Raw genomic sequence first — 25,024 nt, 5'->3', positions numbered from 1 at the left:
CGGGCAGCACCGGAACGCTCAATATCCTTGCCGACCGAGGGGCGCTGCGAATCTGCGGAGGTCATGTGTTCTGTTTCATTCATACCGTCATTCTTGCACGCCCGCCCAACGAGACCGGACGGACGTACCGTTCACACTCTCGTGCCCATTTGGCGAGCCGTACGTGTATAGCTTGGGAGTGCAAGTTTCAGGGAAGGTGCAATTCCTTACTGGCGGTAACGTCCGGAACCACTGTCATAACGGTTCCCAAGACGAAGCCCGCGCGCTGCGCAAGCGGCTGATTCGGTGAGACTCCGAAGCCAACGGTCATAGTCCGGATGAAAGAAACGAGGCTCGATATGAGCTCTAATCAGCATACCCAAAACAACGATGGGCGCCGCGATAAGACGCAGTCCTCCCATGCCACCGGCGTTGCCGATTCCGGCCGCTGGTCCACCCAACGCATCGCCGTCTACGCGCTGTTTGTGGCGCTGGCCATGGCGCTGAGTTTTGTGGGCTTCCCCATCATGCCGGGCACCAACTGGCTGAAATATGATCCATCCGGCATCGTCTGCCTTATAGCGGGATTCGCATTCGGCCCCTCGGCGGCGGCCATAGTAAGCATTTTGAGCTTCCTGCCGCACGTGTTCGGAGACCCTTGGGGAGCCCTCATCGCCATCATCGTGGCACTGTCGCTGAGCATGCCCGCGGCGTTTATCTACAAAACTCGCCGCACGCGCGGCCGTGCAGCCGTTGCCATCATCGTGGGAGCCGTGTGCGCGCTCATCATGGCCATCGTGTGCAACCTGCTCATCACACCGATCTACACCGGTTGGCCGGTAGACAAGGTCGTGGCCATCATCGTGCCTACCTTGCTGCCGTTCAACCTCATCAAGTTCGCCATCAACGGCGTGGTCACTTTCCTGATCTACAAGCCGATCTCGAACTTCCTGAATCGCTGACACCGTGGCGATCTCGCAATGCAGCACCCTCTCGGCTGAGCCGCTCGTACGCATGCGCGACGTACGGTTCAGCCACAACGGCGGCCAGACCTGGGTATTGGACGGTATCGACCTGAGCATTACTCCGGGCGAACGACTGTGCATCATCGGTCCCAATGGTGCCGGAAAATCCACGCTCGTCCGTCTCATCGCTGGTCTGTCGGCTCCCGACGAGGGAGAAATCACCCTACTCGGCCATCAGGTCTTCCACGAGAGCACCCCGGACGCCGACCAATACCGTGCGGCACGCCGCGACATCGGCGTCGTCTTCCAAAATCCTGCCGACCAGCTCATTACTACAGTAACTGCTGATGACACCGCTTTTGGGCCGGAGAACCTGAACATGCCGCGCACTACCATCGGCACACGCGTGGACGAGTCATTGCGCGCCGTGGAAATGAGCGATTTCAGGGCCGCCGATCCCACCAGACTGTCCGGCGGCCAGCAACAGCGCGTGACGATGGCCGGAGCCTTGGCCATGTCTCCCCGTCTGCTGGTGCTTGACGAACCCACCGCCATGCTTGACGAAGAGGCACAAGCCGATGTGCTGCATATCCTGGAGCGCTTGCACGACAACGGCACCACCATCGTCCATGTCACCCATAAACCCGCTGAATTGCAGGGTGCCGACCGCGTGCTTGAACTACGTGACGGGCTGTTGCACGATGTGACAGCCTCGAGCGCGACCGCGATGGACGGCGTAGGCGATGCCGGCACAGTGTGTACCGATGCCGAAACGGACTTGACCACTGCACCAACGGCCGCATCCAGCGCCGGCTTAGATGCCGCTGCCGGCAATGACCCCGTCATCAGTGTGGAACATGTCAGTCTGCGGTACCCCAATGCCCAACGTGATGCCTTGCATGACGTGACGATGCACATCGATGCCGGAGAGATCATTGCCATCATGGGCCGCAACGGTACCGGGAAAACCACACTGACACGCGTGTTGACGGCGCTTTCCGCACCTGACACCGGTACGGTGCGCGTAGCAGGATTGGATATGCGTCATCTCAGCCGCGCTGACAAGCGCACGCTGCGCCGCACCGTGGGACTGGTCATGCAACAGCCAGAACGTCAACTGTTCGCCGACACCGTGCTCCAGGATGTCGCCTATGGACCAAGAAACCAAGGGCTGACCCAGGAGGATGCCGAGCGCCAAGCTCAGGAAGCACTGGACATGCTGGGCATGGGAGCGTTGACAGACCGTTCGCCCTTTGCCCTGTCCGGCGGCCAGCAGCGGCTCGTCGCCATTGCGGGCATCATTGCCTGTCACCCGCGCGTGCTCATCATGGACGAACCGAGCGCAGGGTTGGACAGTACCGCAGCGGCACGGATCGACCAGCTCATCTTGTCCTTGCATGCACAAGGCGTCACCGTTGTGCTCATCACCCATGCCAAAGAACAGGCAGCTCGTTTGGGAGCCCGCATTATCAAGCTGCGCGGGGAACGAGAGCTTGCGGCACAACCGGCTTCAACGCGTCATGCCGCGCCGCAACCGGATTCTGCCCCCGCATCAAACACCGCGGCCGCATCCCATCGCTCGTTCATCGCTTCACTCGATCCGCGTGTCAAGCTGGTGTTGTTCCTGGTGTTGCTGTTCACCGGGTTCACTGTGGCCACGCCCGCCCAACTGCTGCTCTCAACGGCGGCCGTGGCTGCCATCATCGGTGCGGCACGCATCAACCCGTTGAAGCTCCTGGGTTCTCTCAAACTGTTTCTCGGCATGTTCGCCATTCTCGGCATTGTCAACATGTTCTTTGTGCAAGGCGGCCGCACCTTCTTCTCTTGGGGACCACTGGCGATCACGGAGGCCGGTCTTGCCGATGCGGTGCTCTACTCATGCCGCTTGGCATTGGTGGTGATCATCGGGGCGGTATTGTTGCGCACCACCACACCAACCGAACTGACGGACGGTTTTGCGTCCTTGCTTTCCCCTCTCTCACATTGGGGCTTGCATACCCAGGAGATTGCTCTGGTCATGAGTCTGGCCTTGCGTTTTCTGCCCACCCTTGCCCAAGAGGCACGTTCCATCGTCGATGCGCAGTCGGCGCGTGGAGGCAGCATCGAAACCGGCACTCCGGCCAAACGCATCAGAGCATTGGCAGCCATCATCGTGCCGGTGTTCACCGGCGCGCTGCGCCATTCCGACAACCTTTCGCTCGCGCTCGATGCGCGTTGCTACGAGGCGGGCATGCCACGCACCCGGTGGCATGAGATGAAAGCCGGCAGGCGCGATTGGGTGTTTGGCATATGTTGCACTCTGTATGTGTGCGCCTTGTTGGTTCTGGGACGCGGCGCGGCCATCATGTGGACCTGATCAAGCCTGCCAAGCGTTCCAGCGCTTGTCCTGCTCGTCCCACATCAGGTTGCGCTCCTGTGCTATGTTCCACGCGTCAAGTGCATCCTTGCGGGTGCGGTAGGGTCCACTACGCTGGTTGGCCGGTGAGAGTTTGCCAAGCTCCGGCTCACCGGTCACCGTGTTGAAATACCACTCGTCTTGGTGTTCCTCGCTGTTCATATCGTTACGATCCTTTCGATGCCATGGTCGATTCTGCCTTGCATGATTGTGCGAACTACTCTCGGAAAGCGTTGGTGATGGGCAGCCTGCGGTCGCGTCCGAATGCGAGCGCCGTGACCTTCGGCCCCAACGGGTATTGCCGGCGTTTCCATTCGGCCCGGTCCACCAGCCGCATCACCGTGTCAACCGTCTCTTCATCGAATCCGTCGGCCAGCAGGTCGGCCCTCCCGTGGGCTTTTTCGATATAGGCGGCGAGCACCTGATCAAGCAGATCGTATTGCGGCAGAGAATCGGAGTCTTTCTGCCCGGGGCGCAACTCCGCACTCGGCGCTTTGTCGATGCTGTTCACCGGAATCATCACACCGCCGTCAAGTGGCGTTCCGGCTCCACCGTGTTCGTTGCCGACCATATGCAGACCACCGATCCCCATGCCGGAGGCGGCGGCCTTGTTGCGCCATCGGGACAGATCCCATACGCGCGTTTTCAGCAGGTCTTTGATGGGCGCGTACCCTCCCACGGCATCCCCGTAGATGGTGGAGTAGCCGCATGCCAGCTCGGATTTGTTGCCGGTGGCGAGCGCCAGAAGGTTCTGACCGTTCGAGTAGGCCATCACGATGACTCCGCGGATGCGTGCCTGCAGGTTCTCCTGCGCCACGCCTTCCAATTCCAGCTGGTTCTGGAAGGCGGTGAACAGCGGCTCAATGGGCTGGATCTCGTAGTGCGCTCCGAGATTGCGAGCCAGATCCGCCGCGTCGTCTTTCGACCCGTCGGAGGAGTACATGCTGGGCATGGAAATGCCCCATACATGCTCGCCGCCCACCGCGTCGGCCGCCATGGCCGCCACCAGTGCCGAATCGATGCCGCCCGACAGACCGAGCACCACTCCGGTGAACCCGTTCTTGGCCATATAGTCCTTCAGCCCGAGCACACAGGCGGTGTAGACCTCCTCATCTCTGCACGGCCAGGACGCCACCTGCCCCGGAGTCTGATGAGCGGTTGAAGAGTCGAAGTCAAAGATGCCGAGATGTTCCATGAACATCGGCGAGCGTTCAAGCAGCGTCCCGTCGGCGTCCACCACGAAGCTTCCGCCGTCAAAGATGAGATCGTCTTGGCCTCCCACCTGATTGACGTAGATGAGCGGTGCTCCGACCTCGCCGGCACGCCGGGCGGCCAGATCGAGACGCGTGTGCGTTTTGCCTTCCTCGTAGGGGGAACCGTTGATGGTCAGCAGCACGTCGATGTTGCGGCCGGCCAACTCGGCCACCGGCCCGCCGTCCTGCCAGATGTCTTCGCAGATGGCCACACCTACACGCACGCCGTCGATGTCGAGCACGACCGACCGTTCTCCTGCCGCAAAAATGCGGAACTCGTCGAACACACCGTAGTTGGGCAGGAAATGCTTGTCATATCCGGCCCATACCACACCGTCGTGCAGCACCACGAGACGATTGGTGGGTTTCGTGCCCGTTGCGGACGTGCCAACCGTGCCGACAACCACGTACAGCGCACCCAAGCCTTCGCGTTTGAGGGTTTGCGCCAGCTGATCCGCTTTGTTCCATGCGGCCGTGCGGAACGTGGCGCGCAGGGCGAGGTCTTCAATGGGATACCCGGTGAGCGTCATCTCAGGGAACGCCACTACTTGGGCGCCTTGAGAAGCGGCAGCGCGTGCGAATTGAAGCACGGTGCCGGCGTTGCCTTCAAGGTTGCCTACGGCGGTGTCGATTTGAGCGATGGCGAAACGAAGTTGAGTCATGTCCCCATCATATTTCATCCTCGCAACCGGTGCGACGCGGGACGTCAGCGCATGCGCGTCGCTCTTCGATGGCCTGCGCCACGTCGAGTGCCGCATTGACATAGAACTCGGCGGTGGGTTTGATGGCTTCGTCGAGCGCCACAAAGCCGGGACTGTGCACACCATGGTGCCCCGGCCCGCCGTTGGAACCGATGGAAGCGAACACCAGCGGAGCCAGACCTTGGTAGTTGCAGAAGTCTTCACCACCCATTGAGGGGATGATCGGTACGAGTTGCGCGTAGTCGGGAACCCGTTCCATCACCTTGCCAGCCAAGTATTCGTCACTGACCAACGGGAACGCCACAACATTCCACTCCACGTCCGCCGTGATACCGTACGCTTGCGCCGTCGACTCAACGATGGTACGGAAGCGCCGCTCCATGGACTCCCCATCGTCCTGGTGGAAATAACGCACTGTCCCCAAGAATCCCGCCTCTTGCGGAATAACATTCCACATTTCTCCCCCTCGCACGGAGGTAACCGAAAGAACCGCCGGGTTGAACGGCGGAATGTTGCGACTCACGATGGTCTGCAACGACAGGATCATGGAGGCGAGCGCCTCAATGGGGCCTGTGCCATGATCAGGGTGCGCGCCATGCGCCCCTTGGGCGTGCAACGTCACGTCGAATTTCACGCAGCCCGCCATCATGGGTTGGTTACCCACGGCAATCTGCCCCGGTTTCATCTCGGGATTGTTGTGCGTGCCTATTACGGCATCCACGCTGCCCAACGCTCCGCACTCCACCACCAATCGCGCCCCTTGCGCGTTCTCTTCCGCAGGCTGGAACAGGATGACGATCGACCCGTGAATGAGTTCCGGCCGCTGGGCAAGCCAGAAAGCGGCCGCCAGAAGACCTGACATGTGGATGTCATGCCCGCAGGCGTGCATGCAACCGGTGTTGCGGGACGCGAACTCCAACCCGCTGTGCTCTTCGATAGGCAGCGCGTCGATGTCGGCACGCAGGGCGATGCGCGGCCCTGGACGCTCCCCATGAATCTCCGCCACCAACCCGGTCTGCAAATCAGTGTCGAGTACGTTGATGCCGTGACTTTCGAGCTGTTCTCGCAGGAATTGTGTGGTCCAATGCTCGTGCAAACTCATCTCCGGGTGCTCGTGCAACCGGTGCCTGACGGCGACGATGTCGTCATCGATGGTGAGATGCTCGCTCATGATACCGCTCACTTCCGTTGATGCCGTTGTTCTGATGCGCAGAACCCGGCCAAACCTGTTTTCGGGTACGATGCCGCCTGTCGGCGTGGCCATAAAACCACTATAGGCGAGATGCACCGCCGTGGGGTGTACCTGTCCACGTATCGGATATGCCGTCATACCACCCCACGCGTTATTGACGGCGTCGGAATATGTGCTTGGCCAGTGCATTGGCGATGGCTTGCACCACTTGCACGAGCACGATCATGATGATGACCGCCATCCACGTGGCAGACGCATCGTATTTCTGGTAGCCGTAGGAGATGGCGAAGTTTCCCAGCCCGCCGCCGCCGATATAGCCGGCCATCGCCGACATGTCCAGAATGGAGATGAACAGGAATGCATAGGCCAGGATGAGCGGGCCGAGTGCCTCTGGAATGAGCACGGTGCGGATGATGGTGAACGAGGAGGCGCCCATGGCACGTGCCGCCTCGATCACTCCCGGGTCCACACTCACCAGATTCTGCTCCACGAGCCGCGAGGTGGCGAACGTGGCCATCAATGCCATAGGGAAGATTGCCGCAGTAGTGCCGATCGAGGTACCTACCACCTTGACCGTCAGCGGCTGCACCGCGGCAAGAAAGATGATGAACGGGATGGGACGCACGATGTTGACGATCACGTCGAGCACCCGGTAGACCACGGCGTTCTCAAACAGGTTGCCCGGGCGTGTGCCGTAGAGCACCACACCGAGCACCAGTCCGAGCAGGCCGCCGACAACCAACGTGACCAACACCATTTCCAGGGTCTGGCCGATGGACTGCAACAGCAACGGTTTGAGCACATCCCAGCTTTGGTTCGCCGCCAACACCACCGTTGCGCGTGTGCCCCTTCCAACGGCAACAGACTGTGCCGTTGCAAAACCGGCGTCCACCCAATTCGTTGCACTCATCGCACACCTCCCTGTTCGTCTTCACTGATTGCGGTTTCACTCAATGCACTGCGCACATCGCTATCGGTGCTCACAGGTGGCACTGTCAACGATGCTGGATTGAGCACACGAGCCACGGCCTGCTGATATTGCACAGGATTGGCCGCCGTGCCGAAGTCGTAGACGTCACTGCCCCGGCTCAACGCTTCGAGGAACCGGTTCACCGTCATCTCGTCCCCACTCAACTCGTAGGTCATCGCTCCGATGGCAGAGCCGTCCACGGTATCGATGCCGCCGTAGAGCATGCTGGTGGATACGCCGAATTTTGCGATGAGATCGGATATGTCCTGCCCGGAGGCCGGGGACAGCAGTTCGTCGCCGTCCATCACATCGCGCTGACGAATCTTGATGGTGACGATGCGCCCCGGCCACTGTGCACGCATGGTCTCCAAACGTGCCGGCTCGGGCAGTCCGGAGACTGCGGTGGCAGTGAAACGTTTGGTGACCGCCTGATCAGGCAGGGCAAACACGTTGTAGGCGGACCCTGTTTCCACGACTCTGCCCTGACTCATCACCGCCACACGGCTGGCTATCTGCTTGACCACGCTCATCTGGTGGGTAATGGTCACCACGGTGATTCCCAACTGCTCGTTGGCCTGGCGCAACAAATCCAGCACTTCCGCCGTGGTCTGGGGGTCGAGTGCGCTCGTCGCCTCATCGGCAAGCAGAATCTTGGGGTTGGTGGCCAAGGCCCGGGCTATGCCCACACGCTGCTTCTGCCCGCCGGAAAGCTTGGCCGGGTACCGGTCGGCGTAGTCGCTAAGACCTACGAACCGGAGCAGCTGCTGCACGCGTCGCTCCTGATAATCCTTGCGCCAGTGGTCAAGTTCCAGCGGATACGCAATGTTCTGCGCCACCGTTCGGTTGGCAAACAGATTGAACTGTTGGAAAATCATGCCGATTTTCTGCCGCATCGCCCGCAGCTGAGCGCCTTTGAGCCCGTTCAGGTCCTCCCCCAGCACGGTAACCGTACCCGAGGTGGGCCGCTCAAGCGCGTTGATCATGCGCACCAGTGTGGATTTGCCGGCACCCGAATAGCCGATGATGCCGAATATCTCCCCCTGCTCGATGCTCAGCGAGACATCGTCCACGGCACGAACCGGCTTACGATTGGAGCCGTCACTCTGGTATTCCTTGACCACGTGGTCGAAGACAATGGCTGGATCTGTCATATGCGTTCCTCATTCCTCAAATTGTCATCTTGCCGTCGCTGTTGGTTGACCCACGTCAGTATCGGGCCAGCCGTCACTTACTCCCCGGCACTTTTGGCTTCCCTCTCGATGTCTTTGAGATAGCCCTGAAGCTGATCTGCGGTGTACTGGCCTGCAAGCACGGCAGTCCCCTTCGACTTGGCGACCACCCCGTCCATGACACGTTTACGGTGGAAAATCTCCACCAGTTTCGTGTATGTGGGGTTCTTGACATCATCATGGCGCACCACGAACACGTTGATGTATGGTCTGGCCTCGGGGCCATCGGGATCGTCGGTGGCGATGGCGTCGGTGGGCTTGAGCCCGGCATCGGCCACGAAATCATTGTTGATAACGCCGGCATAGACCTTCGGATCGTTAAGGAATGTAGGCACTTGCGCCCCTTTGACCGGCATCACTTTCACTCTGGAAGCGTCTTGGTCGATGTCCGCGGGAGTGGTGAACGGCGTCCAAGGGTGCTTCAATTCGATGAGATGCTGAGATTTAAGCACACTCAGGGCTCTTGCCTGGTTGCTTTCATCGTCCGGGATAGGAACCTGGGATCCTTGCGGTATCTCATCGACGCTGCGTACTTTGGTGGAGTACATGCCCAGCGGATAGACCGCCACCGCGCCGATGGGCTGAAGCTGCTTGTGGTTCTTCACGTTGTAGTTGGCCAGATACAGCAAGTGCTGGTATTCGTTCATATCCATCTTGCCCGAGTCCACCGCCGGATTGTTGGACGTGTAATCCTGGAAATCAACCAGATCCACGTAGATGCCTTCCTTCTGGCTCTCGTCCTTGAAGGCCACCCATTCCGGGCTCGTCACGCCCACCACGCCGATCGTCACCGGATTTGCTTTGGAACCTTTGGGGGCTCGAGCCTTGAGCGCATCCACGGTGCGCGGTCCAAGCCCGACGACAAGGGCCACCAGTACCACCAGAACCACCGCAATCACCACGTTGCGCTTGATGTGATACACCCGCACCGGTTCTTCAAATTCAAGCGAACCCGAGAACGGTTCTCCATCTGGTTGTTCGTCGCTCATCGCGTTCCTTTCATGGGATCATCTGGTCGGACCCTCACGCCGCACCTTACGTGCCGGCGTTCCTGACCTTGCGCCGATATGCGGGCCGAACCGCACCCGTTGCAGCCAGCGTACAGAATCATGCACGCCGACACGGCACTATCGGCCAAATTACGTATCACCGTTGCTTATAACCGGCTACATCCCCGCTGCCCGCATTGCCCGCAAACGGCCCGACACCGTCCCTAATCCGTGCGAGAATGAGGCTCATGACTACAGTTATCATGCACACATCCGAAGGCGACATCACACTCGACCTGTTCGACAACAAGACACCCGAAACCGTGAAGAACTTCCTGGGCCTGGCAACCGGTGAGAAGGAATGGACGAACCCCGCCACCGGCGAGAAGTCCCACGACAAGTTCTATGATGGTCTCACGTTCCACCGCATCATCAAAGACTTCATGATTCAGGGCGGTTGCCCCTTGGGCAACGGCACCGGCGGCCCCGGCTATGATTTCGACGACGAGATCGTGCCTGAACTCAAGTTCGACGAACCGTACAAGCTGGCCATGGCCAACGCCGGCGTGCGCCGTGGCGCCGACGGCAAGATGCACGGCACCAACGGTTCCCAGTTCTTCATCACCACCGTGCCCACCCCTTGGCTTGACGGCCATCACACCATCTTCGGCGAAGTGGCCGATGACGAATCCCGCGCCGTGGTTGACAAGCTCGAGGCTGTGGACACCGACCGCAGCGATATGCCGCTGGAACCGGCCGGCATCATCTCCATCGAAGTGAAGTAGGCTCAGCGGCATAACTGCCTCAAGGACTGAATCCGCAACAGTGAAGGGGCGGTCGGAAACAATTCCGGCCGCCCCTTTGCCATACCCAATCATCGTGATGCCCGGCACCCCTAACCAGTGCGAAGTCTGCCACAGACCCGTACCGGAACCGCCACCCCACTTATCGGTCGCTGGCTATGAGCGCTGGTTACGCGCAATCTTGCGTATCTTGGCCTCGCGTGAGTCTTTGGAACCGGTAAGACGATATACGTCGAACACACCTTCCACCTTACGCACCGCAGACAGCAATGTGGTCATGTGCTGCGGATCGGCCATCTCAAACGAGAACTGGCCGACGGCCACACGATCCGAGCCAGTGGCGATCGAAGCGCTGGAAATGTTGACGCCGTGATCGGAGAGCACCTGCGTGATGTCCGAAAGCAAGTGCGCCCTATCGAGCGCTTCCACCTGAATCTTGACCATGAACAGACCCTTGGCACTGGTCCATGCCACCTCGATAACCCGTTCAGGCTGATGCTTCTGCAGGTCAAGCATGTTCAAGCAGTCGGCACGATGCACGGAAACACCGTCATTGCGCGTGATGAAACCGACGATCTTGTCTCCCGGCACCGGGGTGCAACAACGCGCCAACTTGACCCACACATCGCCCACACCTTTGACGGAGACTCCCAGCGATTCGCTCTTTTTACTCCCTCGGTCGGCATGGGTAAGCGGCAGTCCGCTCTGTTCCACGTCGTCTTCCACCTCGTCGCTGCCGGCATCCTTCACCAGATGCGCAATGACGTTCTGTGTGGACACCTGTCCCTCGCCGATGGCCGCGAACACCGCATCGGCACTGTCAAGACTCAGCTCGTCTGCCAGCCCGACCAATGCGCTCGTCGTCAGCAGCGTGTTGACCGGCAGGTTGCGTTTGCGCAATGCCCGCGTCAGCTCGTCCTTGCCTTCGTCGATGGCTTCGCTGCGTCTCTCCTTGCTGAACCATTGCCGAATCTTGTTACGCGCCTTCGGGCTTTTCACAAAACTCAGCCAATCACGTGACGGGCCTGCCGTCTCGGACTTCGACGTCAACATCTCAACGGTGTCGCCCGATTCCAGCACCGTGTCCAGCGGCACCAGCCGGCCGTTGACCCTGGCTCCCATCGCACGATGACCGACTTCGGTATGGACCGCATAGGCAAAATCGATGGGCGTAGCGTTCGCAGGAAGCGAAATTATTTTGCCTTTGGGCGTGAACACATACACTTCGGAGGAACCGAGATCCTCCTTGAGGGATCCCAGGAACTCGTCGGAATCAGGGGTCTCACTGGTCCAGTCGGCCAGCTGCTGAATCCATTTGAGATTGTCGGCTTCGCTGAGTTCCGAGCTATCGGCACCCTCACGCTTTCGATCATCTTTGTCCGGCACGCTCAAATGCCGACCGGCCTGCCCGTTCTCCTTGTACTTCCAGTGCGCGGCGATACCGAACTCGGAACGACGATGCATGTCCCATGTGCGAATCTGAATCTCGACCGGCTTGCCCCCAGGCCCCACCACGGTGGTGTGCAAGCTCTGGTACATGTTGAGCTTGGGCATGGCGATGTAATCCTTGAACCGCCCCGGCACCGGACTCCAGCGTGCGTGCACTGCACCGAGCGCCGCATAACAGTCCTGAATGGTGTCCACGATGATGCGCACGCCGACAAGATCGTAGATGTTGGCGAAATCATGACCTCGCACAATCATCTTTTGATAGATGGAGAAATAATCCTTTGGCCGTCCCGTCACCGTCGCCTTGACATGCTGAGCGGACAGGTCGGCGTTGATCTCAGCCAGAATCTGCTTCAGGTACACGTCTCGTTGCCCTGCCCTGCGAGACACCAGCACCACGATTTCGTTGTATATCTTGGGATAGAGCACTTTAAAGCTCAATTCCTCAAGTTCGGTCTTGATGGTGTTGATACCCAGTCTGTTGGCAAGAGGGGCGTATACATCGAGCGTTTCACGCGCTTTGCGTTGAGCGTTCTCCGGTTTGACGTAACGCCATGTACGCGCATTGTGCACACGGTCGGCGAGCTTGACGACCAGCACACGCACGTCCCGGCTCATGGCAACCACCATCTTGCGGATGGTCTCGGCTTGGGCCGAGTCACCGTACTCCATATTGGTCAGCTTGGTGACACCGTCCACCAGACCCGTCACCGTGTCCCCGAACTCGGCGCGGCATTGCTCCAGCGTGTAATCGGTGTCTTCCACGGTGTCATGCAACAGCCCTGCGGCCACCACAGCCGGCCCCATGCCCAAATCAGCCAGAATCTGCGCCACGGCAAGGGGGTGAATGATGTAGGGTTCTCCGGAACGACGCCGTTGATTGCGGTGCTGGTACACAGCTCTGCGGTATGCCTGCTCGAGAATGTCCAAGTCGGCGTCCGGGTAGTGCTGTGCACATACGGAAGCTATGGGCAGCAACGGATCCAGCGGGTCCGCGCTCACTTCACAGCCCAGCATCTTCGCCGAATATTGTTCCTCGTCGCGGCCCGCCATATCCGCTCCCCTCGTTGTATTACCTGCCATCATACTTGAGCGGTCCAACCGATTGGGCCACAGCTCGGCGAGTCACCTGCCAGCGCCACACTGACACTTCAGACTTGCGAAGCCACACCGGTGGAACCGAACCCTCGGTCTGCCCTGTCAGAGCCCGGCAGCGCTTGTGCCGGCACAAAACGTGCTTCGACATAGCGCTGGATCACCAGCTGGGCGATGCGGTCTCCGGCATGGAAGACCGCCGTATGTTCAGGATCGAGGTTGATGAGCGGAACCTTGATTTCCCCACGGTACCCGGCATCAATGGTTCCAGGAGCGTTGAGCACCGTCACCCCCTGCTTGACGGCAAGGCCGGAACGCGGGTGCACCAGCCCCACATAGCCTGCGGGAAGAGCAAGAGAAACGCCGGTGGGCACCAGCGCCCGCTCAAACGGCTTGAGTTCCACATCCTCGGTGGTGATCAAATCCGCACCTGCATCCCCGGCATGCGCATAACGCAGACCAAGGTGCTCAACAGAACCCAGGGTGAGCACCTCAACGGTTTCCGGCTCGTTGTACGCCTCGTCGAATGCCATTATGCGGCACACTCCTGGCACACCGGCTGCCCGTTCTCATCGGCGTAGGCGAGTTGGCTGCGGTGCTTCACCAAGAAGCACTGCGAGCAGATGAACTCGTCGCCCTGCATCGGAATGACGGTGACCGAAGAGTCCTCGTGACTTAAATCGGCGCCAGGCAGTTCGTAATCCTCGGCGATGGCGTTCTCATCGTCGTCGATATCGCTGTTGTTGTTCTGCTCGCTTTTGCCGAGAGCCTGCAGCGACTCCTCGTCTTCGTCTTTGTTACGGGGAGAATCGTAGTCCTGAGCCATGCCCGGTCCTTTCATCTTGGCGTTCCGTCGGCATCGGCGCGGCGGAGCGTTTACGGTTTATGGGCTACAGGATACACGATTTGCGCGCAACGTAAAATACGACACGTGGGGCACAATAGAGAAAGCAGATGATAGATTGGGCTAGAGAAGCTCTAGGAAAGTGGTGGTATATGCCGGGCAGTGAAGCGGTTGAAGCTCAGTTCGACCATGTTGACGACGCCGGAAATCTGGTGTTTCATGCGGACGGCGCAACCTTCAGGGTGCAGGTGAGCGACACGCTGGAGCGTGCCGTGCTCGAAGCCCGTCAGCTGTATTCCGAGGCCACGCAGACCGCCCCCGTGCATGAAACGTCGACTCTGCCCATCTCCAGGATTCAGGCACAGATTCGTGAAGGTGTGGATGCGCAGAAAGTGGCGGAACAGTACGGATTGAGCGAGGCTCTGGTGCGCCGCTTCACGTCATCGGTGCAAACCGAGAAACAGTACGCCATCGAGCAGTTCCTCACCGTTCCGGCGCCTAAAGGCAGCCGTGTGCACACCATCGGGGACTTGATTGACCTGACGCTCACCGCCGCGCATGTAAGCGAAAACGAGGTAACATGGAGCGCGACACGCCGAAGCCGCGAGCCGTGGAAGGTGAGCGCGCAATTCAAGACCGAGCGGAACCGCATCACGGCCGAATGGTCTTGGAACATGCGAGACAACTCGGTATCATGCCTGAACACAGCTGCACGGATCTTGCTGGGAGAAAGCGTCAACGAGCCGGTGGACAGCGGCGTGGTGAGTATCGACACCATCGCAGGGGCAGGCAGGACATCTGCGGGCGGCACCGTGACGCAGGATCGCATCGGCAGCACTCTGCCTTCATGGCAGCAGCCACAGAGCCAGCCAGCCGCTTCACTGCAGACCGGTGAGGATGGGAACGACACGCCAGAGAACATATCAGGATATCCGGCGTTTGTTCCTGTAGCGCAGATGCAGCAATTCCAGATTCAACAGATGCTCGCGCAGCAGCTGCAACCTGAGCAAATGCCCACCCAGCCAATTCCGCAGTCGTTCCCCATCGCCGCTCCGCAAGTCCAGGTAGCGGGAACCGACGTTGAAACAGAGCCGGAAGCAGCGTCAGCGTATTCCAGTGAGGCAGAGCAGCTCTCCCCTGATGTTGCTGATATTGCCGCTGGCCAAGAAAGCACAAGTACAGTTCCCGATGACGCACCAGCCTTGGCACCCGCTGATGTTTCACCAAGCGCCGTCTCCACGCAGACCGACTGGCAGCCCCTCGGCTCCGAGACGGACGACTCGATACCATTCGTGCAACCACAATCCACTGCGCAACCTGCTGTGCCTGTTTCCGAGCCGGTCATCCCCTCCGCTGTCGGTGAAACCGCGGTGGCAACTGACGGTGCTGAAAACGCCCAGGTGGAACCGGTTACCGTCGAGACGGAAACCATAGCGAGCACCTCGGTGCATCGCAGCAAGGGAAAGTCGGGCCGTTCCGCCATGCCCAGCTGGGACGAGATTCTTTTCGGCGACTGATTGCTGTTCCAGAGGTTACGCTTCGCTTTGCATAGCCTTCCCCTGCCTGCCCATCAATATCCCTCTGCTTAATCGATAAGGTCGATGAGCAGGGGGATATCCGCTTCCATGGCCGACATCGAACCGTGCACACCTGCGAGGTGCATGGCGTTCTCGCTCTGTGTACGGGAGTCCACGATGGTGGTACGTCCCAGTGCAGAAACGACAATGTCGCCAATCATGGGCTCCACTCGAGCACTGACCGGACCAAACAGTCCTTCCTTCACCGCTTCGGCGCGCGTGCGCACCTGCGCCTGCCCATGCAATGATTCGCGCCACCGCTGAGCCACTTCATCTACGTCGGCTTCGGGCTTGACATAGAGCATCGCGGCTCGGGCTTCTCCTCCGACGAGTGCCACATCGCGCCGTAAGTCACTTCGTGCGGCAACGTCGATGATGCACGAAGGGTCAGGGGTGATCATACCGTGGTCGGCAGTGATGACGATAAGGGTGCCTTCAGGCGCGCTGCGATGCAGCAGCCCCAACTGCGCATCCACCGATTCGAGAGCCGCTGCCCAAGACTCTCCCTCCCATCCATCATGATGCCCCGTCTTATCCACGTCACGCAGGTAGAAGTAGGTCAAGCCCGGTTCTCTGGCAGCTCGGCAGGCTGCCGCAACGCGGGCGTTTGGCGTGCCTCCGCTCACGTAGTCCGCTCCCCGCAGCGCGGCGCGCGTAAGCGGCGAATCGGCAAATTGACGCAGTCCGGCGCTGGTGGCACGCACTCCCTGTTCGCGCAAACGTTCGAATATGGTAGGTTCTCGCTGCAGGTCGAGTGGATCTGGCGCACCGTCGAATTGGATAAGCTGAGCCAAGGCACCGGTGCCAGGGTTGCGCTGGGTGTACCCGGTCATGCCGGTAAGTCCCGGGGCGGTGCCGGTGCCGAAGGCAGCCAACGCAGCCACCGTGGTGCTCGGAAACGTCGAGGCGATGGGGCGTGCATTCTCGGCACGCTTCATCAACGAGCGCAGATATGGTGCGTGGCCTATGCGCATGTTCAGGTTCCAATATCCCAGCCCGTCCACCAGCACCACAATGGCGGAACGAACCTTCGGCAACCCGAGCGTGGCGCATAATGCCTCGGGGTCACTGTGCACACGCGTAGACGTCGGAGATCCGATGGCAGCGCTGAGAGCGGGCAAGAGCGCTGATAGATGTCTTGCCCCTCCGCGCGCCCGATGGACGGCATCCCCATATTGCGCTATTGGCACGGGTTGCAGCAGATCTTGTTCGTCAGGTATGGCAATGCTCACGCGTCTCATTGAATCACCGTGCGCAGAAAAGTTCCGCATACAGGTCTCATCTCCCCGCGTCATGCCAAGTCAATCAGGCAATGCACGGTTCGGGCTATTATATAAAGTCGGTAAGGTCGTCAAGAGGGAGTTCACAGGGTATGGCTCAACGCCGCAAAACCGTCAAGCCGGGCTTCGACCCACGCACGGTCAAGGAAAACATCGTCGAGACGCCGCTTAATCAAGAGATGAGCACGTCGTTCCTCGAATACGCCTATTCAGTGATTTATGCGCGCGCCCTCCCCGACGCCCGAGACGGCATGAAGCCTGTACAGCGGCGCATCATCTATCAGATGGGTCAGATGAATCTGACGCCGGATAAGGCGTATATGAAGTCCGCACGCGCTGTGGGCGAAGTGATGGGTAAGCTCCACCCGCACGGCGATTCGTCGATCTACGAGGCCATGGTCAGACTGGCGCAACCCTTTGCCATGCGTCTGCCGTTGGTGGACGGGCACGGCAACTTCGGTTCGCTCGACGACGGTCCGGCAGCTTCCCGATACACCGAAGCGAGGCTCGCTCCGGCCGCTTTGGGCATGAATGCCGACATCGCCGAGGATACCGTCGATTTCTCTCCAAACTACGACAACAAGCTCAAAGAGCCTGACGTGCTGCCTGCGGCTATTCCGAACCTGCTCGTCAACGGCGCTTCGGGCATCGCCGTGGGCATGGCCACGAACATGGCCACCCACAACGTGGGTGAGGTGGTGAATGCCGCCAAATATCTGATGTCCCATCCCGACGCTTCACTCGACGACCTCATGCGCTTCGTTCCCGGACCGGACTGGCCCGGTGGTGGCATCATCATCGGTCGCGATGGCATCCGCGAAGCCTATGAAACCGGCCGCGGCACGCTCACCACCCGTTCGGCTACGCATGTGGAGAACGTAACCGCCCGCAAAAAGGCCATCATCGTCACCGAACTGCCGTTCATGGTGGGCCCGGAACGAGTGCTCGAACGCATCTCCGCCGGGGTGAAAAGCCATAAGATCGAAGGTGTCTCAGGTGCCATCGACCTGACAGACCGGCACAACGGCACCCGCATCGTCATCGAAATCAAAACAGGGTTCGATCCCGCCTCCGTGCTGGCTCAGCTGTTCAAAGCCACGCCGTTGGAAGACAACTTCACCATGAACAACGTGGCGCTCGTGCATGGACGTCCGCACACCATGGGCTTGAAGGAGATGCTTGAGGTGTGGGTGGAGCACCGCCGCACCGTGGTGCACCGCCGCAGCGAATTCAGGCTGCGCAAGGCCCAAGAGCGCCTGCACCTGGTGGAAGGCATGCTGCTGGCCATGGTCGATATCGACGAGGTCATCCAGGTGATTCGCACTTCGGACGATGCCGAAGCTGCGAAAAACAGACTCATGTCCGTGTTTGACCTAGACGATATTCAAGCGCAGTACATTCTCGATTTAAGGCTGCGCAGGCTGACCAAAATGAGCCGTATCGAGCTGGAAGGCGAACGCGACGAACTCAACGCGCGTATCGCCGAGCTCAACGACATTCTCTCCTCCCCGGCCAAGCTCGACGCCGTCATCGTCTCGGAGATGGACGAAGCGGCCGCCAAGTTCGGCGACCCCAGGCGCACGGTGCTACTTGACCAGGCCGAGGACGGTACGCTCACCCCGGTGCACGCCGAAGGTTCCGATGTTTCAGGTGTGCAGAGCGAAGCCATGCAGGCCATCCAGGCGGTTCAGATCGTCTCCTCTGCCGAGGCCGGTGTGGCTCAGGCCGCTGCCGCACGCAGGGCAGGCAACGACGAAGACGCCGTACAGGCCCTGCAACTTGACGATTCGCCCTGCACCGTGCTGCTCAGCGCGTCAGGCCTCATCGCACGCGGCGAGGTCAGTACGCTCGACCAGTGGCAGACGCGCACCACCGCAGATCAACGCGGACCCAATGATCAAATCGTCTCCCTGTTCGAGACCACGACCCAGGCACGGTACGCGCTCATCACTTCGGCCGGCCGGCTCGTACTCGCCAATGTGGCCGATCTCCCCTCACTTGCCGTCTCAGGCGCGGCGACACCGACAGATGTGTCTCTGGGCGTGGCTGCAAAGGATCTTCTCGGCGGCACCGAGAACACCGATCCGGTGCCCGGTGAGACCGTGGTTGCAGCCGTGCCGGCTTTGAGCGATGTCCCCCTTGCCATCGGTACGCGCCGGGGCACGGTGAAACGCTGGAACCGAGAATCGCCCAGCACCATGGACTCGTGGAACGTCATCGAGCTTAAGGACGGCGACAGCGTCGTCTTTGCCGCTCCCGCCAAAGACGACGACCGTATCGTCTTCGTCTCCTCGGACTCATCTCTGCTCACCTACGCCGCCGCCGAGGTCCGCCCTCAGGGACGTACTTCAGCCGGAATGAACGGTATCCGTCTGGCAGAAGGTTGCACGGTGATGACGTTCAACGTCGTACCGGCCGGCAAGGTGTCCTGGACCTACGACGAAGGCGAAAACGGGCTATATTCAGCTTCCGGCGCCGTGCTGCTCACCGTGGCCGGCGACTCTGCGGCATTGCCGGGCACCGAGAACGGCGCAGCCAAAGTCACCCCCATCGAGATGTACCCCACCAAGGGGCGCGGCACCGGAGGCGTGCGCTCGCAACGCTTCCTCAAAGGCCAGGATGGGCTGACACTTGCTGTGGTGGGCACTTACCCGCTGCGCGCCAGCACACCCGAAGGTGCCCCAGTGGAGCTGCCCAAGCCGGACATGCGCAGAGATGCGTCCGGAGTGGAGCTAGACGCGCCCATCGAGTTCGTGGCGTAGCGACTCTGTGGCGACAGCGGTACAGGTCACCTGAGCCGCTCAGCCTTGTCCGCGTTCGCCACCAACTAAGGCAAAATGGGTAGGGTCTCCTCCCCTCCAACTCAGTCGGGTACGTTTCGTTCAAAATCTGCCCCATAATTGACTGAAACGTACCTATAAGTAGCATGCTCATGTGTGCATTCTCATTCAGTAGGGACGAATTCGAATTCAACTCTCACCGTCCCAAAACCAAAACGGTGCCATTTCGCTAATCTTCAATGCAGGCATACCTTCATATTTGCTATTTCGTCCCTACTAAACGCATCAACATCATAATGAGTTCGTTCCGTGAGTACTTTTTCATGAACTGCACGATTACTATCGCACCAAGAACGTTGATATTCCGCCAATCTCCAAAACCGACACAACCACACCTCCTACAAAAAGTACTCACGGAATGCTCCGTCATTGACGCTTATCTCAGAACCTAGTATGCAGGGAATATGCATAGTGTTGTCTGATGCGGTAGGTAGTGTTTGTTGTGTTGTTTGTGGCCTAGCTCACTGCAGTATCGTCAGCACGACCACAAGTACATAGACGAATATTGAATAGTTGCAGAGTCCGTGTGATCTGCACACCAAACAGCAGCCGAAACTCGCGCAGCAGACAAGCACGAGCAGACCAGGAGGCATGATGACCATGGTTCACGCGCACCACAGTGACCGCACAGCAGCGAAGTCCGCACGCACACGCCTGATTGCCGGTATCGCTGCCGCAGCTACCCTACTCACCGCTTTCGCCGCAGGCTCAGTCGCCTACGCCGGCAACACCGCCAACGAAGCCTAAACCACAGCTGGGGCAACCCAAAATAGCAATGAAATCACCCCCCCCCCAGCAAACCCGGCACGCTAGGAACTAACCAAACAGCATCCATCTCCACACGCGGTGTCACCGCACAAGCCGTCAGCGCAGACGTCGCACTTACTTGTTACAGCAGTTTCTGCAGCGGCCCCATGCCGTCCTATCAGTATTTCGCCGCCGACGACTACGTACGCGGTGGCGCCACCGGCACCTTCAGCGTCAATACCAGCGATTTGGTGGCCGGCACCACCATCCTTGTCTCCACCATTGTCCAATCTACCGATAGTACGTGGGGAGAGTCAGTTCCCTTCAACGATGAGGGCAAACCAGTCAACATCAGCACCAACACCGGCAAACCCGTGGGCACTCTCCAGTTCGACCCCAACTCGCCTTGGGGTTCCGCACTCACCTTGAGCGTCACCAACACCATTCCCGGCAACAGCACCACATTCTTCAAATTCACCGGAGAATGGATGTACTACATCGCATACCAGACCAGTGCCACAACGATGCACACCATGCCGTTCACGAGCACCTTCACTACTGGCAAGAACCAGACCGGTGCCACCAACCACGCCTACAGTATCGAATTCGCGGCTCCAAAACCCACATACAAAGCGACCGAGCTCGCCGGAGACATGTTCAATCTACGCTTAGCTGACACCATCACAGTCAACGATCACATGCGGAAGAATCTTTTAACAGACACCACGTTCAGAGATATTCAGACACCAACACTGACCATCGGACCAGGTAACAAGCCTGGAGTGGGAACGACACCAAACATCAAAGGCCGGGACATCATCAGAAACACGAACATATATACCAGCCAGACAGTCGTCCCCACCAAAGCAACGGTGTACCTCGGCACATTCTACGTTTCCAACGACTACGCACAGACCACACCGGGAGACAAGAATGAAGCCGATACCGTGGAATCAGACATCACAAAAGCCATACCGGTCGTTAACGCCGGAGATGGTATCTACGCCAAAGAACTCGATGCCAAAGTCAAGAAACTCACTTCCTCAGCGATGTATTATTCGCGGCAAGACGACGGATCCATCATGACTTCCACCATAATCAAAGCTGCAGATCAAGTACTCACTGACGTCCAGATTGATCAGAACACCCGCAGCACATATCATGCAAGTGCTGCAGCCTACAGCAAGAATCGTGAAGCCGACGTGACCTCCACACGCAACTACTACCACAAGTATCTCAACAGTTATGCCAGCAACATCGGCATCTACGAATACTTCACACCTGCCAATACCAACAAAACAACTTCCGTCGATGCATTCTCGCTAGACAGCAGCGCCCCTGACGCCAACAATACATGCGCAGGAGGCATGACAGGCAGCACATGCACGTCACATACCGTTGGTTCGGTACTCAAAAAGGTGAGCGGCTCTACGCCCAGCACCGGTTCATCGTCCAGCGGACAAACCACGGTCGCCACGCATCATCTCAACCTTGATGGAACCTCCGCAGCACCAGACAGTCAAACCGTTAGCTTCCCCACGGGCAAAACCAACTCCGTCACCGGAAGCAAGGGCACTGCGACTGCAGCCAACACCCCGGCCTCCATACCCGGCTATCGACCACTCACCAGCACCGATTTAAGCTCGTTAACCGACGCACAGCGCCAAACCATCGCCACCACACTCGGCGCGTCGAACTCCAGCGTGGCCGGGTTGACCGCTCTAGCCAACAACACTGATGCCAATAGCATCTGGGCCACTGGCAACCTATCCGTTCCCTACCCTGGAGAAACCGGCCTCAGCTACAACGCCAACGGCGATATCGTCGCCTTCGGCACCGCAGGAAGTACCGCCGGTTGGGGTACCACCGACGTCTACTACTTCTACATACCAGCCAACCAAACCATCACCGTCCAATATTTGAAAGTACCAGACACCTGCGCACCTGCCAACAACGACTGGGCATCCTGTGCCGGCAGTCAACCCGTCACCCAATACCAACAATCCTTCACCAACCAACCCGGCACACCCGTACACGAAACCCTGAACTACACCGACAAACTCTTCGGACCCGACCGAGCAGTCGGACTACCCGCCGAAGTCAGCGTCAGCGAAGGAAGCGACAGCGCTAAAACACGCACTTTCACATTGAACACCACCATCCCCAGTAGTGACACCACACTCACCATCTACCTGAAAAACAATCAAGTCAAGAAAGACGCTGGAGTCAAAACCATCACCAGAACCATCCACCACCAGTATCCAGACGGTTCCACGGCAGCACCAGACACACTGCAAACCAGCACGTGGAAAGAAGACCTGTTCTACGATGTCATCTACCCTAACCAGCCACCCCAGCATTACAACAACTGGCACAACACCGACATCACCGCATTCGATGCTGTCACCCCGTCAAAGCCTGGATATCTCACCAACCCACGCACAGTCACCTCCATCACCGGCATCACCCAAGACGGTCGTACCGATAACCCATCGGTCACATTTGCAGCTACTGATCCAGCTAACCCCAACACATCCAATCGCAAGCTCGATGTCACCGTCATCTATCAGCGTGCCATCACCCGCATGCCTTTCACCGGCGGCACCGGAGTGATCATTGGCGGTATTATCGCCCTAGCACTCCTAGCCCTAGCAGCCCTCCTCACCCACCTGCGCAACAAGCGAACCAACCAGTAGCCAGTAACAAAAATCAGTGAGGGTGAGTTCACACTATCCGTGTGAGCTCACCCTCACCCATAGCCCTCTTCATTCAGTAGGGACGAATCAAGCTAAAACACTCTTCACTCGAAAACCAAAACATTGGAATCTCAACGACCTGCGAAATCGATGTAACGCCACACCCTGCTTTTCGTCCCTACGAAACGCACCAACACCATGAACAGCCCATTCCGTGAGTACTTTCACGCAGGCTACACAACCACTGCTTCAACAAGAACGTTGAAATTCCACCAATCTCTAAAACCAGCACACCCACACCATCCACAAAAGTACTCACGGAACGCTTCAACGCGGCAATACCGTGGTGAGCGACGACACATGAGGCAGATAAGCGTCCTTGTTCCCCATCGTCATTCGTATCTGACCGTATACTGATTCGTATTCTACGAAACCGGAAGGCATAAGCATTATGGCATCATCAGACGAGACACCTACCATGAACAACAACGCTACGACTGGCAGCCGCAACGGAGACAAAACCGCACCATCGCCAACCGCCTCCGCTCCTACCTCCGCAGCATCTTTGCAAGCCATCACCGCCGATCAGACCCGGCAGTATTCGGTTAACTTCAACACCGACCGCGCCAACCGTGTGGCTGCCAACGCAGCAGTGAACAACGGCGTGCTTAAAGCAGCCACCAGCTACCAAGGACTGCGCGAACTGCCACAGGACTTCTCGGTCGAACTCAAGCAGGGATCCATCACCAACCAGCGCCATTCTGGCCGCTGCTGGATGTTCGCCGCACTCAATACGCTGCGTTTTGAAGTGATGCACCGCTGGAATCTGGACGACTTCGAATTCTCAGAAACCTACCTCTTCTTCTGGGACAAGATGGAGAAATCCAACGCCTACCTCGAAAACGTGCTCGCCACACTCGACGAGTCCACCGAAAGCCGCATCTTCCAGGCCATCAACGACTATCCGGCAGCGGACGGAGGCTGGTGGCAGATGTTCGTCAACCTTGTCAACAAGTATGGTCTCGTCCCCAAGTCCGCCTACCCGGAATCCGCAAATTCCCGGGATTCCGACGACTTCACCCAATATCTCGCCACCAAACTCCACCAGGCGGGCGCCACCTTGCGCGAGCGCCACGAAGCCGGTGCAAGCATGGATGAGCTGCGCGAGCTCAAACGCCAAAGCATGGAAACCGTCTACCGTATCTGCGCCATCAGCCTCGGCGAACCGCCGGAACATTTCGATTTCTTCGCCCGCACCAAGGATGACAAGAACAACGAAAAGACCGGCAGCGCCACTCCCGCAAGCACCGGAACCAACGTCAAAGCGAAGGCCAAAACCGCAAAGAACGAGGACTCGCGCATCGACTCCAGCCAGCAAATTCGCGAATTCGGCATCACCCCGATGGAGTTCTACAGGAAGTATGTGCCGGTGGACGTGAACGACTTCGTCACCCTCGCCAACGTGCCGATGCCAAGCCGCCCGATGAATCGACGCTATCATCTCATGTACGCCACCAATGTCGTCGAGTCCGGTCCCCTCGAATTCATCAATGTGCCGATCGACGTGTTCCATAAAGCAGCCGTTGACCAGCTTACCGACGGTCACCCCATCTGGTTTGCCTGCGACTGCGACCAGTTCTCCCTGCGCGCAGAAGGTGTCTTTGACCGCAGCACCGTGCGTACCGACGAACTGTTCGGCACCGACTTCACCCTCGATAAGGCACATGGGCTGGAATACGGCGACTCCCCCAGCAACCACGCCATGACTCTGACAGGCGTGAATCTTGATGAAGCCGGTAAGCCCGACCGTTGGAAAGTGGAGAACAGCTGGGGCAAGGCCAGCGGACGCGATGGCTACTACGTGGCGAGTGACGAATGGTTCAGCGAATACGTCACCGAAATTATCATCCACAAGCGCTATCTGAACACCGAGACGCTCGCCGTGCTCAACACCGAACCGATCGACCTCGACCCCTGGCAGCCACTCACCAACGCTTGCTGCTAAGCATGCTCGGACGCG

The 25,024-nt window shown here is 58.9% G+C and carries 18 protein-coding genes and 1 riboswitch; of the genes, 8 read left to right on the top strand and 10 right to left on the bottom strand.

Annotated features, from left to right (window positions below; all coding sequences use genetic code 11):
• Nucleotides 1–179 precede the first annotated feature (179 nt).
• Nucleotides 180–333: riboswitch (FMN riboswitch) on the top strand.
• A gap of 5 nt (nucleotides 334–338) precedes the next feature.
• Both AC3B5A_RS00645 and AC3B5A_RS00640 read left to right on the top strand, forming a co-directional pair.
• The gene (locus AC3B5A_RS00645) at nucleotides 339–941 is read left to right on the top strand and encodes an ECF transporter S component (RefSeq protein WP_489798026.1); all 603 of its coding nucleotides are present in this window, start codon (nucleotides 339–341) and stop codon (nucleotides 939–941) included.
• A 4-nt stretch (nucleotides 942–945) separates the two neighbouring features.
• The gene (locus AC3B5A_RS00640) at nucleotides 946–3,300 is read left to right on the top strand and encodes an energy-coupling factor transporter ATPase (RefSeq protein ID WP_489798025.1); all 2,355 of its coding nucleotides are present in this window, start codon (nucleotides 946–948) and stop codon (nucleotides 3,298–3,300) included.
• On the opposite strand, the gene AC3B5A_RS00635 is transcribed toward AC3B5A_RS00640, so the two are convergent.
• From AC3B5A_RS00635 to AC3B5A_RS00610, 6 genes are all read right to left on the bottom strand, one after another.
• Nucleotides 3,301–3,501 carry a hypothetical protein gene (locus tag AC3B5A_RS00635; protein ID WP_489798023.1) on the bottom strand — a complete coding sequence of 67 codons (201 nt, stop codon included), beginning with the start codon at nucleotides 3,499–3,501 and terminating at the stop codon, nucleotides 3,301–3,303. It lies immediately after the preceding gene.
• A 55-nt stretch (nucleotides 3,502–3,556) separates the two neighbouring features.
• Nucleotides 3,557–5,254 carry an NAD+ synthase gene (locus AC3B5A_RS00630; RefSeq protein WP_489798021.1) on the bottom strand — a complete coding sequence of 566 codons (1,698 nt, stop codon included), beginning with the start codon at nucleotides 5,252–5,254 and terminating at the stop codon, nucleotides 3,557–3,559.
• Between the two features lie 7 nt (nucleotides 5,255–5,261).
• Nucleotides 5,262–6,464, bottom strand: a complete 1,203-nt coding sequence (locus tag AC3B5A_RS00625; protein WP_489798476.1) for a M20 metallopeptidase family protein — start codon at nucleotides 6,462–6,464, stop codon at nucleotides 5,262–5,264.
• Nucleotides 6,465–6,636: 172 nt separating this feature from the next.
• Nucleotides 6,637–7,242, bottom strand: coding sequence for a methionine ABC transporter permease (locus AC3B5A_RS00620; protein ID WP_489760915.1), 606 nt, complete (start codon nucleotides 7,240–7,242; stop codon nucleotides 6,637–6,639).
• Between the two features lie 149 nt (nucleotides 7,243–7,391).
• Complete coding sequence (locus AC3B5A_RS00615; protein WP_489798019.1) at nucleotides 7,392–8,606, bottom strand: methionine ABC transporter ATP-binding protein; 1,215 nt, start codon at nucleotides 8,604–8,606, stop codon at nucleotides 7,392–7,394.
• Nucleotides 8,607–8,683: 77 nt separating this feature from the next.
• Entirely contained in the window at nucleotides 8,684–9,673 is a 990-nt protein-coding gene (locus AC3B5A_RS00610; RefSeq protein WP_489798017.1) for a MetQ/NlpA family ABC transporter substrate-binding protein, read from the bottom strand.
• A 248-nt stretch (nucleotides 9,674–9,921) separates the two neighbouring features.
• Here AC3B5A_RS00610 and AC3B5A_RS00605 point away from each other — a divergent pair, with 248 nt between their 5' ends.
• The gene (locus tag AC3B5A_RS00605; RefSeq protein ID WP_489798016.1) at nucleotides 9,922–10,458 is read left to right on the top strand and encodes a peptidylprolyl isomerase; all 537 of its coding nucleotides are present in this window, start codon (nucleotides 9,922–9,924) and stop codon (nucleotides 10,456–10,458) included.
• A 174-nt stretch (nucleotides 10,459–10,632) separates the two neighbouring features.
• On the opposite strand, the gene AC3B5A_RS00600 is transcribed toward AC3B5A_RS00605, so the two are convergent.
• The 3 genes from AC3B5A_RS00600 to AC3B5A_RS00590 form a co-directional block, all read right to left on the bottom strand.
• Nucleotides 10,633–12,978, bottom strand: a complete 2,346-nt coding sequence (locus AC3B5A_RS00600; RefSeq protein ID WP_489798014.1) for a RelA/SpoT family protein — start codon at nucleotides 12,976–12,978, stop codon at nucleotides 10,633–10,635.
• A gap of 98 nt (nucleotides 12,979–13,076) precedes the next feature.
• A complete protein-coding gene (gene dut / locus AC3B5A_RS00595) occupies nucleotides 13,077–13,553 on the bottom strand; it encodes a dUTP diphosphatase (RefSeq protein ID WP_489760887.1) in 477 nt (158 codons plus the stop codon).
• A complete protein-coding gene (locus AC3B5A_RS00590) occupies nucleotides 13,553–13,846 on the bottom strand; it encodes a DUF4193 domain-containing protein (protein ID WP_489760917.1) in 294 nt (97 codons plus the stop codon). Before AC3B5A_RS00590 ends, dut begins: the two co-directional genes overlap by 1 nt.
• A 170-nt stretch (nucleotides 13,847–14,016) precedes the next feature.
• On the opposite strand from AC3B5A_RS00590, the gene sepH reads away from it, so the two are divergent.
• Nucleotides 14,017–15,381 (top strand): septation protein SepH, encoded by a 1,365-nt coding sequence (gene sepH, locus AC3B5A_RS00585; protein ID WP_489798013.1) that lies wholly within the window; start codon nucleotides 14,017–14,019, stop codon nucleotides 15,379–15,381.
• A gap of 68 nt (nucleotides 15,382–15,449) precedes the next feature.
• On the opposite strand, the gene AC3B5A_RS00580 is transcribed toward sepH, so the two are convergent.
• A complete protein-coding gene (locus AC3B5A_RS00580; protein ID WP_489798012.1) occupies nucleotides 15,450–16,682 on the bottom strand; it encodes an alkaline phosphatase family protein in 1,233 nt (410 codons plus the stop codon).
• Nucleotides 16,683–16,813: 131 nt separating this feature from the next.
• Here AC3B5A_RS00580 and AC3B5A_RS00575 point away from each other — a divergent pair, with 131 nt between their 5' ends.
• The 4 genes from AC3B5A_RS00575 (at nucleotide 16,814) to AC3B5A_RS00560 (ending at nucleotide 25,009) form a co-directional block, all read left to right on the top strand.
• On the top strand, nucleotides 16,814–19,483 hold the full coding sequence (locus AC3B5A_RS00575) for a DNA gyrase/topoisomerase IV subunit A (protein ID WP_489760890.1): 2,670 nt from the start codon (nucleotides 16,814–16,816) through the stop codon (nucleotides 19,481–19,483).
• A gap of 669 nt (nucleotides 19,484–20,152) precedes the next feature.
• The gene (locus AC3B5A_RS00570; protein WP_489760891.1) at nucleotides 20,153–20,308 is read left to right on the top strand and encodes a hypothetical protein; all 156 of its coding nucleotides are present in this window, start codon (nucleotides 20,153–20,155) and stop codon (nucleotides 20,306–20,308) included.
• 167 nt (nucleotides 20,309–20,475) lie between these two features.
• Nucleotides 20,476–23,004: a mucin-binding protein gene (locus AC3B5A_RS00565; RefSeq protein WP_489798011.1), complete on the top strand. Its 2,529-nt coding sequence runs from the start codon at nucleotides 20,476–20,478 to the stop codon at nucleotides 23,002–23,004.
• Between the two features lie 451 nt (nucleotides 23,005–23,455).
• Complete coding sequence (locus tag AC3B5A_RS00560) at nucleotides 23,456–25,009, top strand: C1 family peptidase (protein WP_489798009.1); 1,554 nt, start codon at nucleotides 23,456–23,458, stop codon at nucleotides 25,007–25,009.
• The last annotated feature ends 15 nt before the right edge of the window (nucleotides 25,010–25,024 follow it).

It is taken from the genome of Bifidobacterium sp. ESL1133 (assembly GCF_058107325.1).
Note: the sequence above shows the minus strand (reverse complement) of the source record. Positions and strands in the feature narration are given on the sequence as shown.

Coding starts and splice junctions, on each gene's coding strand:
- AC3B5A_RS00645 (WP_489798026.1), top strand. CDS start 339: ATGAGCTCTAATCAGCATACCCAAAACAACGATGGGCGCCGCGATAAG.
- AC3B5A_RS00635 (WP_489798023.1), bottom strand. CDS start 3,501: ATGAACAGCGAGGAACACCAAGACGAGTGGTATTTCAACACGGTGACC.
- AC3B5A_RS00630 (WP_489798021.1), bottom strand. CDS start 5,254: ATGACTCAACTTCGTTTCGCCATCGCTCAAATCGACACCGCCGTAGGC.
- AC3B5A_RS00625 (WP_489798476.1), bottom strand. CDS start 6,464: ATGAGCGAGCATCTCACCATCGATGACGACATCGTCGCCGTCAGGCAC.
- AC3B5A_RS00620 (WP_489760915.1), bottom strand. CDS start 7,242: ATGGTGTTGGTCACGTTGGTTGTCGGCGGCCTGCTCGGACTGGTGCTC.
- AC3B5A_RS00615 (WP_489798019.1), bottom strand. CDS start 8,606: ATGACAGATCCAGCCATTGTCTTCGACCACGTGGTCAAGGAATACCAG.
- AC3B5A_RS00610 (WP_489798017.1), bottom strand. CDS start 9,673: ATGAGCGACGAACAACCAGATGGAGAACCGTTCTCGGGTTCGCTTGAA.
- AC3B5A_RS00605 (WP_489798016.1), top strand. CDS start 9,922: ATGACTACAGTTATCATGCACACATCCGAAGGCGACATCACACTCGAC.
- AC3B5A_RS00600 (WP_489798014.1), bottom strand. CDS start 12,978: ATGGCGGGCCGCGACGAGGAACAATATTCGGCGAAGATGCTGGGCTGT.
- dut (WP_489760887.1), bottom strand. CDS start 13,553: ATGGCATTCGACGAGGCGTACAACGAGCCGGAAACCGTTGAGGTGCTC.
- AC3B5A_RS00590 (WP_489760917.1), bottom strand. CDS start 13,846: ATGGCTCAGGACTACGATTCTCCCCGTAACAAAGACGAAGACGAGGAG.
- sepH (WP_489798013.1), top strand. CDS start 14,017: ATGCCGGGCAGTGAAGCGGTTGAAGCTCAGTTCGACCATGTTGACGAC.
- AC3B5A_RS00580 (WP_489798012.1), bottom strand. CDS start 16,682: ATGAGACGCGTGAGCATTGCCATACCTGACGAACAAGATCTGCTGCAA.
- AC3B5A_RS00575 (WP_489760890.1), top strand. CDS start 16,814: ATGGCTCAACGCCGCAAAACCGTCAAGCCGGGCTTCGACCCACGCACG.
- AC3B5A_RS00570 (WP_489760891.1), top strand. CDS start 20,153: ATGATGACCATGGTTCACGCGCACCACAGTGACCGCACAGCAGCGAAG.
- AC3B5A_RS00565 (WP_489798011.1), top strand. CDS start 20,476: ATGCCGTCCTATCAGTATTTCGCCGCCGACGACTACGTACGCGGTGGC.
- AC3B5A_RS00560 (WP_489798009.1), top strand. CDS start 23,456: ATGGCATCATCAGACGAGACACCTACCATGAACAACAACGCTACGACT.